Annotated in this window: 17 protein-coding genes; 7 read left to right on the forward strand and 10 right to left on the reverse strand. The window is 63.1% G+C overall.

Translation table 11 applies throughout. The annotated features are described in order from the left end of the window. Nucleotides 1–8: 8 nt before the first annotated feature. From IVB29_RS22495 to IVB29_RS22515, 5 genes are all read right to left on the reverse strand, one after another. Entirely contained in the window at nucleotides 9–725 is a 717-nt protein-coding gene (locus tag IVB29_RS22495) for an ABC transporter ATP-binding protein (protein WP_247505588.1), read from the reverse strand. Beyond that, nucleotides 718–1,473 carry an ABC transporter ATP-binding protein gene (locus IVB29_RS22500; protein WP_007612502.1) on the reverse strand — a complete coding sequence of 252 codons (756 nt, stop codon included), beginning with the start codon at nucleotides 1,471–1,473 and terminating at the stop codon, nucleotides 718–720. The genes IVB29_RS22495 and IVB29_RS22500 overlap by 8 nt, the downstream gene beginning before the upstream one ends. Next, entirely contained in the window at nucleotides 1,470–2,498 is a 1,029-nt protein-coding gene (locus IVB29_RS22505) for a branched-chain amino acid ABC transporter permease (RefSeq protein ID WP_247505589.1), read from the reverse strand. The genes IVB29_RS22500 and IVB29_RS22505 overlap by 4 nt, the downstream gene beginning before the upstream one ends. A gap of 8 nt (nucleotides 2,499–2,506) precedes the next feature. After that, nucleotides 2,507–3,376, reverse strand: coding sequence for a branched-chain amino acid ABC transporter permease (locus tag IVB29_RS22510; RefSeq protein ID WP_007601971.1), 870 nt, complete (start codon nucleotides 3,374–3,376; stop codon nucleotides 2,507–2,509). A gap of 131 nt (nucleotides 3,377–3,507) precedes the next feature. After that, nucleotides 3,508–4,686: an ABC transporter substrate-binding protein gene (locus IVB29_RS22515; RefSeq protein ID WP_247505590.1), complete on the reverse strand. Its 1,179-nt coding sequence runs from the start codon at nucleotides 4,684–4,686 to the stop codon at nucleotides 3,508–3,510. Nucleotides 4,687–5,232: 546 nt separating this feature from the next. Between IVB29_RS22515 and IVB29_RS22520 the strand changes: the two genes are divergently transcribed. Then, nucleotides 5,233–5,517 carry a hypothetical protein gene (locus IVB29_RS22520; RefSeq protein WP_247505591.1) on the forward strand — a complete coding sequence of 95 codons (285 nt, stop codon included), beginning with the start codon at nucleotides 5,233–5,235 and terminating at the stop codon, nucleotides 5,515–5,517. A gap of 68 nt (nucleotides 5,518–5,585) precedes the next feature. Here IVB29_RS22520 and purU read toward each other — a convergent pair whose 3' ends face one another. Beyond that, nucleotides 5,586–6,449: a formyltetrahydrofolate deformylase gene (gene purU, locus IVB29_RS22525; RefSeq protein WP_247505592.1), complete on the reverse strand. Its 864-nt coding sequence runs from the start codon at nucleotides 6,447–6,449 to the stop codon at nucleotides 5,586–5,588. 157 nt (nucleotides 6,450–6,606) lie between these two features. Between purU and IVB29_RS22530 the strand changes: the two genes are divergently transcribed. Continuing rightward, on the forward strand, nucleotides 6,607–7,443 hold the full coding sequence (locus tag IVB29_RS22530) for a uroporphyrinogen-III synthase (protein WP_247505593.1): 837 nt from the start codon (nucleotides 6,607–6,609) through the stop codon (nucleotides 7,441–7,443). A 123-nt stretch (nucleotides 7,444–7,566) separates the two neighbouring features. Continuing rightward, nucleotides 7,567–8,829: an MFS transporter gene (locus tag IVB29_RS22535; RefSeq protein WP_247505594.1), complete on the forward strand. Its 1,263-nt coding sequence runs from the start codon at nucleotides 7,567–7,569 to the stop codon at nucleotides 8,827–8,829. Between the two features lie 174 nt (nucleotides 8,830–9,003). Here the strand turns inward: IVB29_RS22535 and IVB29_RS22540 are convergent, their stop codons facing one another. The 3 genes from IVB29_RS22540 to IVB29_RS22550 all read right to left on the reverse strand — a co-directional run bounded on the left by IVB29_RS22540 (nucleotide 9,004) and on the right by IVB29_RS22550 (nucleotide 10,766). Then, the gene (locus IVB29_RS22540; RefSeq protein ID WP_247505595.1) at nucleotides 9,004–9,453 is read right to left on the reverse strand and encodes a GNAT family N-acetyltransferase; all 450 of its coding nucleotides are present in this window, start codon (nucleotides 9,451–9,453) and stop codon (nucleotides 9,004–9,006) included. 11 nt (nucleotides 9,454–9,464) lie between these two features. Then, a complete protein-coding gene (locus tag IVB29_RS22545; protein ID WP_247505596.1) occupies nucleotides 9,465–9,911 on the reverse strand; it encodes a GNAT family N-acetyltransferase in 447 nt (148 codons plus the stop codon). Nucleotides 9,912–10,091: 180 nt separating this feature from the next. After that, a complete protein-coding gene (locus IVB29_RS22550; protein WP_247505597.1) occupies nucleotides 10,092–10,766 on the reverse strand; it encodes a Crp/Fnr family transcriptional regulator in 675 nt (224 codons plus the stop codon). A 336-nt stretch (nucleotides 10,767–11,102) separates the two neighbouring features. Between IVB29_RS22550 and IVB29_RS22555 the strand changes: the two genes are divergently transcribed. Both IVB29_RS22555 and IVB29_RS22560 read left to right on the forward strand, forming a co-directional pair. Beyond that, nucleotides 11,103–11,924, forward strand: a complete 822-nt coding sequence (locus tag IVB29_RS22555; RefSeq protein WP_247505598.1) for an ABC transporter ATP-binding protein — start codon at nucleotides 11,103–11,105, stop codon at nucleotides 11,922–11,924. After that, nucleotides 11,921–13,852 (forward strand): long-chain fatty acid--CoA ligase, encoded by a 1,932-nt coding sequence (locus IVB29_RS22560; RefSeq protein ID WP_247505599.1) that lies wholly within the window; start codon nucleotides 11,921–11,923, stop codon nucleotides 13,850–13,852. Before IVB29_RS22555 ends, IVB29_RS22560 begins: the two co-directional genes overlap by 4 nt. A 65-nt stretch (nucleotides 13,853–13,917) precedes the next feature. On the opposite strand, the gene IVB29_RS22565 is transcribed toward IVB29_RS22560, so the two are convergent. Continuing rightward, nucleotides 13,918–14,283 carry an endonuclease domain-containing protein gene (locus IVB29_RS22565; RefSeq protein ID WP_247505600.1) on the reverse strand — a complete coding sequence of 122 codons (366 nt, stop codon included), beginning with the start codon at nucleotides 14,281–14,283 and terminating at the stop codon, nucleotides 13,918–13,920. A gap of 83 nt (nucleotides 14,284–14,366) precedes the next feature. Between IVB29_RS22565 and IVB29_RS22570 the strand changes: the two genes are divergently transcribed. Next, the gene (locus IVB29_RS22570; RefSeq protein ID WP_247505601.1) at nucleotides 14,367–15,260 is read left to right on the forward strand and encodes a branched-chain amino acid ABC transporter permease; all 894 of its coding nucleotides are present in this window, start codon (nucleotides 14,367–14,369) and stop codon (nucleotides 15,258–15,260) included. 3 nt (nucleotides 15,261–15,263) lie between these two features. Further along, nucleotides 15,264–16,337: a branched-chain amino acid ABC transporter permease gene (locus tag IVB29_RS22575; RefSeq protein WP_247505602.1), complete on the forward strand. Its 1,074-nt coding sequence runs from the start codon at nucleotides 15,264–15,266 to the stop codon at nucleotides 16,335–16,337. Nucleotides 16,338–16,369 lie beyond the last annotated feature (32 nt).

Here is a 16,369-nt window from a genome sequence, read left to right on the forward strand (position 1 = left end):
AGGATTTTCTAGTGGGCCGCCGCCCCTGCGACACCGAGGTGGCGCTCCAGGACCGACGGGTCGGCCTTCAGCGCGGCGCTCGGGGCGTCGTGGACGATCGTTCCGCGCTCCAATATCACAACGCGGTCGGCGAGCCCCAGAATCTTTTGAGCATTCTGCTCGACGATGATGGAGCAGATGCCGCCCGCCCGGGTGATGGCCCCGATCGCCTTCAGAAGCTCCTCGACGATGATGGGGGCCAGCCCCTCGGTCGGCTCGTCCAGCAACAGGACCTTCGGGTTGAGGGTCAGCGCGCGGCCGATCGCCAGCATCTGCTGCTCGCCGCCGGAGAGCTGGTTGCCAAAATTGTTGCGGCGCTCCTTCAGCCGAGGGAACATCTCGTAGACTTTCTCCACCGTCCAGGGGCCGGGCTGCGCCACCGCGGTCATGTTCTCTTCCACCGTGAGCGAGCGGAAGATGTTGCGCTCCTGCGGCACCCAGCCGATGCCGGCACGCGCCCGCTGGTCAGGCCGCAAGGTGGTGACGTCGGTGCCAGCCAGCGTGACGGTGCCGGAGAAGCGGCGGGTGACGCCGACGATGGAGTTGATCAGCGTGGTCTTGCCGGTGCCGTTGCGCCCGAGCAGCGCCAGCACCTGTCCCTCGGCGAGACGCAGGGACATGTTGGGCAGCACCACCGCCTCGCCATAGCCGGCGCGCAGGGCGTCGATCGCGAGCAGGTCAGACATTGACCGCCTCCTCGCCGAGATAGACCGCCTTCACCTGCGGATCGCGCGCGACCTGCTCGGGCGGGCCTTCGGTCAGCAGCGCGCCCGAGACCAGAACCGAGATGCGGTCGGCGAAGGAGAAGACGAGATCCATGTCGTGCTCGATCAGCAGCACGGTGACGTCGCGCGGCAGGCTGCCCACGACCGCGAGAATGTCGTGGCGCTCGCTCTCGGGCACGCCGGCGGCGGGCTCGTCGAGCAGCAGCACGCGCGGCTTGGCGGCGATCGCGACCGCAATCTCGAGCAGGCGCTGCTTGCCGTAAGGCAGCGTCACGGTCTGTTCGTTCATGACGTCGAGCAGATGGAAGCGCGTCAGGAGATCTGCGATCTCGCCGTTGACGTCGCTGCGCGTCCCCATCCGCCGCCACCAGTCACCGCCATGGCCGAGGCGTTCGGAGACGGCAAGGCCGATGGTTTCGAGCGGGGTCAGATCAGGATAGAGCTGGTTGATCTGGAAGGTGCGCGACAGGCCGCGCAGCACACGCTTGTGCACGGGCAGGTCCGTGATGTCCTGGCCTTCGAGCAGGATACGGCCCGAGTTCGGCTTGAGCACGCCGGTGAGCTGGTTGATGACCGTGGTCTTGCCGGCGCCGTTCGGGCCGATCAGCGCGTGGCGGGCGCCCTGCTCGATTTTCAGCGACAGATCGCGCGTGACGCGCAGGCCGCCGAACTGCTTTTCGAGATTCTGGGTTTCGAGCGCGATGGTCATGAATCGCTCTCCGGCACGGCGACGACCGCTTTGCGGCCCGCAACCTGCTTGATGATGAGGTTCGGCACATACAGCATCCAGCGATGCAGGCGCTGGCGGCCGACCAGCACGATCACCACCAGCACGAGGCCGATCCAGAACTGCCAATATTGCGGGGTGATGGTGGAGAACACTTCCTGAAGCAGGCGGAACAGCACCGCGCCGATCAGCCCGCCATAGAGATAGCCGGTGCCGCCGATGACGAGGACCAGCATCAGGTCCGCGGAGCGCTCGAAAGCGAACACGTCAAGCGAGGCGATCGCAGTGGTCTGGGTGAACAGCGCGCCTGCGATGCCAGCATAGAACGCCGCGAGCGTATAGATCGCGATCAAGCGGCGGTTGACGGGGATGCCGATCGCGGCCGCACGCAGAGGATTGTTCTTGATCGCGCGCAACGACAGGCCGAACGGCGAATGCACGACGCGGCGGGCGAACAGGAACAGCACGAACAGCACGGCCAGCGAATAGAAGAAGCCGGCCTTGCCGAACATGTCGAACGGGATCTCGCCGAGGATCGGCTGCATCTCGATGCCTTGCAGGCCATCGGTGCCGCCGGTGATGTTGGAGAAGCGTTCGGCGAGCGCCTCCAGCAGCAGCGCGATGCCGAGCGTGACCATCAGCCGGGTCAGGTCGACGCCGCGGATCACCAGGAAACTGGTGGCAAAGCCGAGCACCATCGCGGCGAGGCCCGCGACAACAAGCGCAAGCACAGGCTCGTTGACGATGCCGTGCAGCGCGAGCAGTCCCGCGGCATAGGCGCCAACGCCGAAGAAGGCGGCGTGGCCGAGCGAGACGATGCCGGCATAGCCAAGGATGAGATCGAGCGACATCGCAAACAGCGCCAGCCGCAGGATGTCGGTCATGATCAGATAGCGCGTGGGAAACAGAAAGCCGCAGGCCAGCACGACCAGCCAGAAGGCGGCTTCGCCATAGTGCCAGCGAGCCTGCCGCTGGGCGTGATAACCGACGTCGGAAGAAGCGCTCATCGGCGAACTCAACGCGCGGCCGTGCGGCCGAACAGGCCGTTCGGGCGCCAGATCAGGATCACGATCATCATGGTGTAAATCACGAAGGGGCCCATCTTCGGCACGTAATATTTGCCGGCGACATCGCCGATGCCGAGCAGGAGCGAGGCCAGGAACGGCCCGGTGATCGAGGACGAGCCGCCGACGGTGACCACGATCAGGAAGTAGATCATGAACTTCAGCGGGAAATACGGATCGAGGCCGAGGATCTCGGCGCTGAGCGCGCCGCCGAGACCGGCAAGGCCGCAACCAAATGCGAAGGTAAAGGCGAACACCTGCGGCACGTTGATGCCGAGGCCGCTCGCGGCACGCGGGTCATCGACCGCGGCGCGCAGACGGCTGCCGAAACGCGTTTTCGCCAGCACCATCTGCAGACCGATGGTGAGCAGGCCGCAGATCACGATGATCATCAGCCGGTAGCGGCCGATGCCGACGCCGAACAGATCGAACTGGCCCTGGAGCGCGGCCGGCAAGTTGATGAACACGCGCGACGAGCCCTGGATGTAATCGACCGCCGCAACCGACATGAACGTAAGGCCAATGGTGAATAGCACCTGGTCGAGATGGCTGCGCGCATAGAGATGTCGGTAAAGCGTGCGCTCGAGCACGATACCGATCGCAGCGGAGGAAACGAAGGCGAGCGGCAGCGCCGCGAAGAACGGCCAGCCCATTCGGTTGACCAGCACCATGCAGACATAACCGCCGGCCATGGCGAAGGCGCCATGGGCGAGGTTGACGAAGTTCATCAGGCCGAGCGTGACCGCGAGCCCGCAAGCGAGCACGAACAGCAGCATGCCGTAGGCAACGCCATCGAACAGGTTGGTGAGGATTGAGGTCATCGAGGGTCGGTTGATCCTGGTGGACGTTCGTCATTCCGGGGCAGCGCGTAGCGCTGAGCCCGGAATCCATTTCAACAATTTCGAGATCCCCGATGCGCGCTAAGCGCGCTCGGGGATGACGCGCTTTCGCGTCACTTCTTGGTCTTGCCGAGATCCTTGACGGCTTCGAAGGTCGCGAACTCGACGTTGTAGAGCTCGCCGTCGACCTTCTCGACCTTGCGGATGTAGATGTTCTGCACGATGTCGCGCGTCTCGGGGTCGATCGAGATCGGGCCGCGCGGGCTCTCCCATTTCTGGCCCTTCATGGCCTCGATCAGCTTGTCGCCATTGGTGTCGCCACCGGTCTTCTTCAGCGCTTCGTAGATCAGGTGGATGCCGTCATAGCCGCTCACCGCCATGAAGCCGGGACGGGTGCCGTAGGCCTTCTTGTAGGCCGCGACGAAATCCTTGTTCATCTGCGAGGGGTGCGCCGCGGAGTAGAGATGCGCGGTGACCGTGCCGAGCACGGCGTCGCCCATGTTGTTGAGCAGATCGTCGTCGGTGACGTCGCCGGGTCCGATCACCTTGATGCCGGCCTTGTCGAGGCCCCGCTCGGCATATTGCTTCATGAAGTTGCCGCCCTGTCCGGCCGGCACGAACACGAAGATCGCGTCGGGCTTGGCATCCTTCATGCGCTGCAGGAACGGCGCGAAGTCGGGGTTGGCGAGCGGTGTCTTGACCTCTTCGACCACCTCGCCGCCGCCGGCGGTGAAATTCTGCTTGAAGAAGTTCAGCGCGTCATTGCCGGGCGCGTAGTCGGAGGTGAGCGTCGCCACCTTCTTGATGCCGTTCTTCACCGCCCAGTCGGCGATGATGGTCGAGGACTGGGCCAGCGTGAAGCTGGTGCGCACGATATAGGGCGAGCGCTCGGTGATGATGGAGGTGCCGGCCGCCATCACCACTTCCGGAATCTTGGCCTGCGTCGCCAGCGGCGCGGCGGCGAGGGCCGCCGGCGTCACGCCGAAGCCGGCGATGAAGTTGACCTTGTCGTTGACGATCAACTCCTGCGCGGCGGTCTTGGTCTTGTCCGGGACAGCCGCGTCATCCCTGAGGATGATCTCGATCTTCTTGCCGGCGACAGTGTCGCCCTTCTGCTGCATGTAGAGCTTGATCGCGTTTTCGATCTGCTTGCCGGTCGAGGCTTGGCCGCCGGTCATCGGCAGAATCAGACCGACCTTGACGCTGTCCTCGGCCTTTACAGGCGCGACGGCCGCGAGGCCCGCGATGGCGGCCGCTGCTGCGGTGCGTGAAAACATTTTGCGTTCGAACATCGGATGTCCCTCCCCTTCATTCCTGATCTCTTGTGCGGCGGATCGAGTGCCCGATCCTTGCCTTAACTTAGCTCACGCACGCGTGATGTCGTCCGCCACATGGCGTCTTTCGCGCCCTTATTGTCAATCGGACGTTTGGCTGCCATTCGGCGCAAGCCGAGCGTTCCGATTGCCGAGGGTGGTGGGGCGGCGTCGTGGTTACATCGGAGTAACCCGAGCACCTCGATCTTGTCCGCCCTTTTTGGTCGCAGTCATTTGTACGATTGTACAAATAAAATGGACCTGTCAACGAAAAAGCCCCCGTGACGACCAAGCCAGATTGTCGCGAGCGGCCATCGTAGTCTAGGAAAGCGGCCGGCGGGGTGGATGGAGGATTTTGCCTTTCATTTGCAGAATTTGAACATTGGCGAGCACGGCACGCGCCATATCGATCTGGTATTTTTGTACCTATCTCGAATAAGCCAATTTTACCTTGTTGAAGGCTACCTTCGTGGACGCCGGTGATCCGGCATCCGACCTCCTGTTTCGATCCGGCGTGCCCACACCATGATGATGCGGTTCCGTTCCCTCCTGCTCCTCCTCGCGATTGCGGCGGGGCTGTCGGGCTGCGGCACGGTCAATGAGAAGCTATCGGCCGGGATGGGCGACTACGTCCCGCAATGGGCCGGCGGCCTGCCGTCGGACGCACCGCCGCGGCCGGGCACGCCGCAATACGACGCCTACATGAAGGAGCGCGAGCGCAAGCGGCTGATGCCGGCGGCCGACCGCGAGAAAGAAGAGCAGGCCCAGAAGGGCGCGATGGGATCGAATTCGGCCGGCGCGGTGCGCTAAGGGGCGAATGGCGAATAGGGAGTGGCGAATAAAAGCGGCCCCATTCGCTACTCGCCACTCACCATTCGCTAATCCATAAACACCACGGTCTTGCGACCGTTGGGGATGACGCGGTCGTCGAGATGGTAGCGGATCGCGCGCGCCAGCACGCGGCGCTCGATATCGCGGCCCTTGCGAACGAGATCTTCCGGCGTGTCGCGATGGCTGATGCGCTCGACGTCCTGGTCGATGATCGGGCCCTCGTCGAGGTCGCGCGTGACGTAATGCGCGGTGGCGCCGATCAGCTTGACGCCTCGCTCGTGGGCCTGGTGATAGGGCTTTGCGCCCTTGAAACCCGGCAGGAACGAGTGGTGGATGTTGATGCAGCGCCCCGACAGATTCGCCGAGAGATCGTCGGACAGGATCTGCATGTAGCGGGCGAGCACGACGAGATCGGTTCCGGTGCTGGCGACGAGATCGAGGATCTGCGCCTCCTGCTCGCGCTTGGTCTCCTTGCTGACAGGCAGATAGTGGAACGGGATGCTGCCGAAATCGAGCCCGTCATAAACCTCGCGCGGATGGTTGGAGACGATCGCGGCCAAGGTCATCGGCAGCTCGCCGGTGCGCCAGCGGTAGAGGATGTCGACCAGGCAATGGTCCGACTTCGACACCAGCAGCATCACCTTGCGATGCGCAGCGCGGTCGCGCATCTGCCACTCCATGGCGAAGCGCTCGGCGATCGCGGCAAAGCCGGTCTGGAGCGCCGACAGCTCCACAGCGAGATCGGCCGCGGTGAACACCACGCGCATGAAGAATTTCTTGGTCTCGACATCGTCGAACTGCTGGGCGTCGAGGATGTTCTGTCCGGAATTCGCCAGGAAGGTCGACACCGCCGAGACGATGCCGGGGCGATCCGGACAGGACAGGGTCAGGACATATTGATGATCGGGCATGGCTGTTCAAAAATGGCTCTTGATCAAGGTTTGTGCAGTGGTGCGCGGAACACCGCGATTTGCGCCCTGCTCTATCACCGACGCGACCCTTGCGCCAATCCCGACCGGGGAGTCAGGATGAATGGACCATTGCGATTTGACTGACCGGAGCACGCCCATGGCCGACCGCTTGAACGGCACCCGCATCCTGATCCTGGAAACGCGCGAGGAGGCGCAGTTTTCAAAACTCCTGGCCGAGCAAGGCGCCGAGGTCGTGCAATGCCCGATGTTCACGATCGAGGATGCACCGGACCCCGCCCCGGTCGAGGCCTGGATCCGCCGTGCCATCGACAAGCCCCTTGACGACCTCGTGCTGATGACCGGCGAAGGCCTGCGGCGGATCATGAAGCTCGCGCGCACCCGCGGACTCGACCAGGCCCTTGTCGCGGCGCTCGCCGGTGCGCGAAAATTCACCCGCGGGCCGAAGCCCGGCAAGGCGCTGCGCGAGAACGGGCTCGAGGCGCAGCAGACCACGGAGAAGCCCACCACCGAAGGCATGATCGAGATGCTGGGCAAGCTCGACCTGAAAGGGCGCCGCCTCGGCCTCCAGCTCTATCCGGACAAGGATCACAGTGCGCTGACCGGCGCGCTTTCCGCGCAAGGCGCCGAGGTCGATACCGTGCTGCCTTATATCTACGATTCCAAGGCAGCCGATGCCAACATCATCGCCGCCATCGACGACATGGCGCAGGGACGAATCGATTCCATCGCACTGACCAATCTCGGCCAGGTGCGCCGGCTGATCGAGGCTGCGAAGGCGCATGGCAGCGAAGCGAAGCTGCGCACAGGCTTCGAACGGACGCTGATTGCCTCGGTGGGCCCGGCCGTCTCCGGCGAGCTTGCCGCGCACGGCCTGCGCACCGACATCTTTCCGGCGGATGAAGCTTATTTCATGCGCCCACTGATCTCGGCGATGGCTGCGGCACTCGCAAAGCGGAAGTCCGTAGCGAGATAAGAGCCGGGCGCGGGGGCGACCTGCGGCGGCTGCGATTGACACGAACATCGCCGTCGCTACGTTGCCGACCAGAAGCAGGAAACAACAAGGGCAGGGAATCGCCGTGATAAGCGTCATCGCGTCTTGAGCACAGGCACGCGACCTTCCGCACTCGCGCCATTCCACATCCGCAACTACCGCTTCCAGTGGCCATCCGACCTGCTCACCTCCTGGGCGTTCGAGATCGAGACGCTGGTGCTCGGCTGGTACATCCTGGTCGAGACAGGATCGGTGCTGCTGCTGACCGTGCTCGCCTCGCTCCAGTTCGTTGGGACACTCGTCGCGCCGGTGTTGGGCATGATCGGCGACCGCATGGGCCATCGCGATCTCCTGGTCGTGCTCCGCCTCACCTATACGGTGCTCGCCTCGACCATCATGGTGCTGGCGCTCACCGGCCGTCTGGCGCCGTTCAACGTCATGATCATCGTGGCGATCATGGGCCTGATCCGCTCCTCCGATCTCGGCATTCGCAGCGCACTGCTCGCCGACATCATGCCGGCCGAGCGGCTCGTGGGCGCAATCGGCCTGTCACGCACGACCCAGGATAGCGCGCGCATTGCCGGCGCGCTGACGGGTGCCGGACTGTTTGCCGTGCTCGGCATTGGGCTCGTCTATGCGGCGGTTGCGAGCCTCTATTTCGCGGCCGCGATTCTCATGTCCTGCCTGACCCGGCCGAAACGGACCGTCACCACCAGCGATCTTCCGGCGAACAGCCACGCGGTCTCGCGATTGCTCGGCGAGCTCAAGGAGGGGATCGTCTACGCCTGGAGCGGTCCGGGAATGCGCGCGGCGCTGTGCGTCGCCTTCCTGGCCAATCTCACCGCATTTCCCTTCACCGGCGGATTGCTGCCCTACATCGCGCGCGAAATCTTTCAGACCGACCAGACCGGCCTCGGTTATCTCTCGGCGAGCTTCGCCGTCGGCTCGCTGATCGGCTCGATCACGCTCAGCCTCGTCGGCGGACTGCGCATTGCCCGTCTCCTGATCGGCGCGACGCTGGCCTGGTACGCCATGCTGCTGGTGTTCGTCGAGATCAGGACCATGCCGGTGGCGATGGCTTGCCTCGTTCTCGCCGGCATCGCCCAGAGCATGTCGATGATCTCGGCGGCCGTGATCCTGATGCGCACGGCGAGCGCACATCTGCGCGGCCGCGTGATGGGGGTGCGCATGATGGTGATCTATGGCTTGCCGATCGGATTACTCGCGGCCGGCAGCCTGATCGACGTCATCGGCTACTCCGCGACGGGTTCGCTCTATGCCGTCGCCGGCTTCATCGCGATGCTGGCGATCGCGATCCGCTGGCGCGCCGACCTCTGGCCGCTGCACGCCCCCGCCAACGCGCGCTAGGCCGTGTACTCATGAGAGCCACGTCCCGCCTTGCTTCTGAAAGGCGACCTAAAAACCCTGCCAAATGCAGGTCAGCTTAGGGCCCAGAACCGGACATCGCGAGCGCGGCGTGATGTTGCCGATGCACGCCAGCCGCTAGAAGAAAGAAGATGCCTCGCCCACATTGCACAATTCCTAACTGAAGCGACGGAAACGGAAATGAAGTCCGGACGCTGTTTGGAATTCGGGGCCAGCAGGTGCAAAGCCCAATCGGGCGTAAAAGGTCTTTGCTGCCGATCGCCCATCGCACCAAATCAACGAGGCACCACGCAGAAAACATGCTTCAATGCCAGAGGCAATCAATTTGTGCCCTACACCTTTTCCCTGGAAGTCTGCTCGCGTTGCCGCGCCCCGAAGTTGATACGAGGCGAGATCGCGGTTTCCGTCTTCTGCAAAGGGCGTGAATGATGCCACTGCTACCAATTGGCCTTGCACGTCAGCGCCGAGATGAACAGCACCCTCATCCTCGTATTGAATGAGGCCGGCCGCCACCTTGGCGGGGGTCGGCTTCAAGACAGCAGATCGTAAGAAAATGCCATCAAGGTAGGTGATCTTGCGAATCGCGATATCTCGCGTCGTATACATAAGAACTCCCTCTATCGTCGTACTTCGAAGTACGTTTTGCTCCCTCGTTCAAATCCTGCTTCCTCGTAAAAGCGCAGGGTGGTCTCACGCTTCGAACCCGTCGCTAAGTGGACTTTGTAACAATCGGCCTGCGATGCAATATTGAGCGCATGAGCAAGAACCCGTCGCCCGAGCCCTAGCTTACGATGATCGGCGTGGGTGACTACATTCTCAATCACCCCATATGACCTACCGCCCCGAGATAGATTAGGCACAATTGCGAGCGTGCACGAAGATAGGAGCTGCTCAGATGCTTGCGCCACGATCACGGTCATGAAGCTCGATGTAAGCAAATTGGACCATACGCGCTTGGCAGTGGCTGGCTCCAGTTGAGCTTCGTGCGGATGAAGATGTCGGTAAAGGTTCAGGACCTCGGGCAGATCGTGTTCTGTTGCGCGACGGATAATCGCTTCTTTCATGCGCTGATCCCTGTATCGATACTGAATTGGGACAGACAATACCAGATAGCCTCGCCAAGGACGATTACTGAGCCGCGGACGTGCGGACGAGCGAGTTCTGTTGTGGGTCAAAAGCAGTCGATTATAGCTAAGCCAGGCAACCTTCCTCCCGCTTCGCCCTGAGAAGCTGGAGTATACGCGCTAATCACCATACCCGCGCAGCCGCTCGACATCGAGAATGGTGACACCGCCATATTCGAGCCGCAGCAGGCCCTCCTTCTCCAGCCGGTTCAGCGCACGGTTGGCATTCTGGCGGGACATGCCCGAGAGCGCGCCGATCTCCTCCTGGGTGATCTCCAGATGCGCGGTCGATTCCGGGTAGAGGATAGGGTTGAACAGCGAGGCGATGCTGCGGGCGAGGCGCGCGGTGGCATCGAGCGTGCGATTGACCTCGAGCATGCCGATGAACTGGCCGAGCCGTTCGTTGAGCTGGCGCACCAGGAAGCGGTTGAAGCCGACGCTGTTCTCGAACAGCCACATGAAGGCGCTGCGCTCCATCAGCGCCACGCGGCTGTTGCGGAGCGCGACGACGTCGTAGCGGCGCGGCTCGTTCTTGAGCACGCTGCCCTCGCCGAACCAGGCGCCTGCCGTCAACCCGGCAAGGCTCGTCTCCTTGCCGTCGCGCGAGACGCCGCCCATCCGGGCAAGGCCAAACACCATGCCAGCCCAATAGTCGAAGGTGTCGCCGCGCATGAACACGGTCTCGCCGGTGCCGTAGGACCGCTCGGTGATGCCGGCACGGGCAACCTCGATCTCCGCTTGCGTGAGCTCCCGCGACCAGGCGGCGACGCGCTTCAGTTGATCCTCTGAAATCATGATCCCGAAGCCAACCGCACTTTTTCGTCACCCATCTCTCTGCTGCACTGCAACACGATCTCTTCGGCCACCATCCGACGAAAGAAGGAGGCCCCGGCCACCCAAAAAACTTTGTCGCAGAATTGTCAGCCCGGAGACATTTCTCAATAGCGCTTTCCCCTATTGAGGACCACCTCGGGCGATGCGGCTTTTGATCCCAAACGGGAACGAGAGCTGTGCGGCTCCGGTCGGGACCATCTGCTGCATGGCCTCGCCGGTACGGCCGTACTAGGATCGCCCGACAGGAACCGACGAAGAGCGCCGCTGAACGCGCCATCACCGGGAGGGATTTGTTTGGTGGCTACCAGTCTCGAAGTGCGCGGCGTGTCCTTGCGATTCGGCGGCGTCCGTGCGCTGACCGATGTCAGCTTCGCCATCAGGGAAGGCGAGCTGTTCTCGATCATTGGCCCCAATGGTGCCGGCAAGACCTCGATCGTGAACTGTATTTCCGGCCGCTACAAGCCGACCGAAGGCCAGCTGTTCTATCGCGAGCGTGACATCACCGGCCTGACGCCGAACGCGCGCGCCTCGCTCGGCATCGGCCGCACCTTCCAGAACCTCGCACTGTTCCACCACATGAGCGTGCTCGACAACATCATGGTCGGCCGCCATCATTTGCTGAAGAACAATTTCCTCACGGGCTCGCTGTACTGGCTCACCGGCGCGCGCAAGGAAGAGCTCGCGCACCGCCGCAAGGTGGAGGAAATCATCGACTTCCTGGACCTCCAGTCGGTGCGAAAAGCGCCGGCCGGCACTCTCTCCTACGGCCTGCGCAAGCGCGTCGAGCTCGCCCGCGCCATGGCGCTGGAGCCGCGCCTCATTCTTCTCGACGAGCCGATGGCCGGCATGAACTTCGAGGAGAAGGAGGACATGGCCCGCTACATCGTCGATCTCAACGAGGAGTTCGGCATGACGGTGGTGATGATCGAGCACGACATGGGCGTGGTGATGGATATCTCCCACCGCGTCATGGTGCTGGATTTCGGCCGCAAGATCGCCGAGGGCGATCCGGCCGCCGTGCTCGCCGATCCCCATGTCAGGCGTGCCTATCTCGGCGAAGAGGACGAGGTGCTGGTCGATCCCGACGATGCTCCGGCGGCGCAGGAGAGCGCTGCATGATGGATTATGCGGGCCGCGTCGCGCAGGCCGACACCTATCCGAAGATGCTGCGGCTCAATGCGAAGGAACATGGCAACGAGATCGCGCTGCGTGAGAAGGATCTCGGGCTATGGCGCGTTTTCACCTGGAACGATTACCACACCCGCGTGCGCGACTTTGCGCTCGGCCTCATCCAATTGGGCCTGGGGCGCGAGGATGTCATCGGCATTATCGGTGACAACCGGCCGGACTGGGTCGCCGCCGAAGTGGCCGCTCATGCGATCGGCGGCCTGAGCCTCGGGCTTTACCGCGATGTGCTCGACGAGGAAGCCTTGTATCTCCTCACCTATGGCGAGGCGCAGCTTGTGTTCGCCGAGGATGAGGAGCAGGTCGACAAGCTGCTCGCGCTCGCTGATCGCGTGCCGAGGCTGAAGCACATCGTCTATTCCGACCCGCGCGGGATGCGGAAATATGACGACCCGCGCCTGATGTCGGCCGAAAAGTTCGCCGAGCTCGGCCGCGCGCGCGCCACGCTTGAGCCGGAACTTTACGATCGGCTCGTCGACGCCACCAAGGGCGAGGACGTTGCGATCCTCTGCACGACCTCAGGCACCACCTCGCACCCAAAACTGGCGATGCTCGCCGCCGGCCGCGTGCTCGGCCATTGCGCGACCTATCTCGCTTTCGACCCGAAGGGGCCGGACGATGAATACGTCTCCGTGCTGCCGCTGCCCTGGATCATGGAACAGGTCTACGTGCTCGGCAAAGGCTTGCTCTGCCGGATGAAGGTGAACTTCGTCGAAGAGCCCGACACCATGATGAACGATCTGCGCGAGATCGCGCCGACATTCGTGCTGTTCGCGCCACGCGTCTGGGAATCCATCGCGGCAGACGTCCGCGCCAAGGTGATGGACGCGACGCCCTTCAAGCAGCGCTTGTTCGACCTCGGCATGAAGAGCGGCCTTGCCGCGCTCGCAGACGGCAAGCGGTCCGGCTTTGCCGACACGATCCTGTTCCGCGCATTGCGCGACCGTCTCGGGTTTACCCGCCTGCGCTCGGCCGCGACCGGCGGTGCGGCGCTCGGGCCTGATACCTTCAAGTTCTTCCAGGCCATGGGCGTGCCGCTGCGCACGCTCTACGGCCAAACCGAGCTGCTCGGCGCCTACACGCTGCATCCCGAGGGCAAGGTCGATCCCGATACCACCGGCGTGCCGATGGCCGATAGCGTCGAGATCCGCATCGACAATGCCGACGTCCATGGCGTCGGCGAGATCGTGGTGCGGCATCCCCACATGTTCCTCGGCTATTACAAGAATCCGGAGGCGAGTGTCGCAGACATCCGGGATGGCTGGATGCTGTCGGGCGATGCCGGCTATTTCAACGACAACAAGCAACTCGTCGTCATCGACCGCATCAAGGATCTCGCCGAGACCTCGCGCGGTGAGCGGTTCTCGCCGCAGTTCATCGAGAACAAGTTGAAGTTTTCGCCTTACATCGCGGAAGCCGTGGTGTTGGGCTCGGGGCGCGACGCGCTCGCGGCGATGATCTGCATCCGCTACTCCATCATCTCGAAATGGGCGGAGAAGAACCGCCTCTCCTTCACGACTTACAGCGACCTTGCCTCACGCCCGGAGGTCTACGCGCTGCTTCGCAAGGAGGTCGAGACCGTCAACGCCACGCTGCCGCCTGCGCAGCGCATCTCGCGCTTCCTCCTGCTTTACAAGGAGCTAGACGCCGACGATGGCGAGCTCACCCGCACCCGAAAAGTGCGCCGCAGCGTCATCAACGAGAAATACGAAGGCATCATCGACGCCGTCTACCGCGGCGTCGCCGACATCCCCGTCGACACCGTGATCCGCTTCCAGGACGGCACCACGCAGAGGGTACGCACGACGCTGCGCGTGGTGCATCTGGGCGGACACGGACATATGGCGGAGGCTGCGGAGTGAGCTTGCCAGCAAGGCATGCTGCTGCCCTTCGCCTCTCCCCGCTTGCGGGGAGAGGCCGGAGCGCGTCAGCGATCCGGGTGAGGGGGAGCCTCCGCAAGGGCGGTGACAATCGTTTCGAGAACGCCGGCCAGATTGCTCGAAACGTCGTTATTCCAGAACCGCAGGATCCGATAGTTGCGATCGGTAAGCCACTTATCGCGCACGGCGTCGTGCAAGCTGTCTGCATGCTGCCCGCCGTCCACCTCAATGATCAGGCGGGCTTCACGGCAAATGAAGTCTACGGTGTACGGTCCGATCGGTTCTTGTCGGATGAACTTATAGCCATTCAGCCTTCGGGCGCGCAGGCGATACCAGAGTACTCCCTCCGCGTCCGTCGAAGCGGCCCGCAGGCTTCTAGCGCGTTCTGTCTTGGACTCATTAGCGCCGCGCATGCGGAGGCTCCCCCTCACCCGCCGCGCGTTCCGCGCGTCGGCCTCTCCCCGCAAGCGGGGAGAGGCGAAGGACAGCATATCACATGAACACCGCCTTCCTCATTCAGCTTCTGGTCAACGGCCTCGTGGTCGGCACGCTCTATGGTGTGGTCGCGATGTCGTTCGTGCTGATCTACAAGGCGACGCAGGTCGTCAATTTCGCGCAAGGTGAGCTGCTGCTGGTCGGCGCCTGGGTATGCTGGACCTTGCTCGCGAAATACCAGGTGCCGTTCTGGATCGGCATGCCGATGACGCTGGTGTTCATGTTCGTGTTCGGCATCGCGATCCAGGTGCTGATCCTGAGGCCGATGATCGGCGAGCCCATCATCTCCGTGATCATGGTGACGATCGGCCTCTCCACCGTGCTGCAGGCGACGCTGAAATGGATGTTCGGCGTCAACCCGCAGCCGTTCCCGCGCGTGTTCGAGAGCCAGGCGGTCAGCCTGCTCGGCCTCCAGATCCAGACTGTCTACGTCATGAGCCTCGTGGTCTCGGTCGCGATGATGATCGGCATGGCCTGGTTCTTCCGCGCCTCCAAATACGGCCTTGCGATGCGCGCCACCGCGTTCAACCAGCAGGTGGCGCAGTCGCTCGGCATTTCCGTCAAAAGCGTGTTCGCGATGGCCTGGGCGATCTCGGCGACCGTCTCAGCGGTCGCGGGCGTCGTCGTCGCCGTCGTGAACGGCGTGTCGTCAGGCCTTGCCGCCTACGGTATCAAAGTGTTTCCGGCGGCGATCCTCGGCGGGCTCGATTCCGTCGGCGGCGCCGTGCTCGGCGGCATCATCATCGGTCTGCTCGAGAACATCGCGCAATATGTCGACAGCGAATATCTGCACTGGGGCAATCTCTACGAGATCGCACCGTTCTACGTCCTCATCATCGTGCTGATGATCAAGCCTTACGGCCTGTTCGGCACCCACGACATCGAGCGGATCTGATCCATGGCCGGCCCTGCCCTCATCCCTGCTGGTGATTTCCGCACCTCCTACGCGGCCGACACCACGATCTTCCCGACCACCACCAGCCGCAACTTTGCGATTCTCGGCGTGCTGCTGCTCTGCCTCGTGCCGCAATTCCTCGGCGGTTACTGGCTCAGCATCCTGATCCAGATCGGCATCTTCTCGATCGCCGCGCTCGGGCTCAACATCCTGGTCGGCTTCACCGGCCAGATCTCGATCGGACACGCCGCCTTCTTCCTGCTCGGCGCATTCACCTCCGCCTACATCTCCAACAACGCGCCGATCCCGGTGTTCTTCGCGATCCCGCTCGCGGGTGTCGTCACCGCGCTGGTCGGCTTGGTGTTCGGCATCCCCGCGGCGCGGCTGAAGGGGCTCTATCTCGTCATCGCGACGCTGGCGGCGCAATACATCCTGCTCGACTTCTTCTCCCGCGCCGAATGGTTCACCGGCGGCTCGGTGCCGGCGAGCGCAAACCCGTTCTCGATCTTCGGCTACAGCTTGCGCGGCGATCGGCAATACTTCTACGTCGTGCTGGCTTATGTGATCGCAAGCTACGTCCTCGTCACCAATTTGATGCGCACGCGCGACGGCCGCGCGCTGGTGGCGATCCGCGACCATTATCTCTCGGCGGAGATCATGGGCATCAACCTGACCAAATACCGCACGCTCTCGTTTGCGCTCGCCGCCTTCTTCGCCGGCATCGCCGGCGCGCTCTATGCGCATTACCAGCTCGTGGTGTCGCAGGAAGGCTTCGGCATCGAACGCTCGATCCTGTTCCTGGCCATGATCATCATCGGCGGCACCGGCTCGATCATGGGCACGCTGATGGGCACCGCCTTCGTGGTGCTGCTGCCGGAGACGATGGAGCTCATCAGTCATCATTTGAAGGGCGGCGCGATCGACAAGGCGCTGTCGCTCAACACCAACATCACCTTCCTGCGCGAGATCGCGATCGGGGTGATCATCATCGCGTTCCTGATGTTCGAGCCCGACGGGCTCGCGCATCGCTGGCGGCAGATCAAGGCGTACTGGAAACTCTACCCGTTCTCGCACTGAGCGCGGCAACTCTCTAACCAACAAATAAACAG

The organism is Bradyrhizobium sp. 1 (assembly GCF_023073315.1).
Lineage (GTDB): Bacteria > Pseudomonadota > Alphaproteobacteria > Rhizobiales > Xanthobacteraceae > Bradyrhizobium.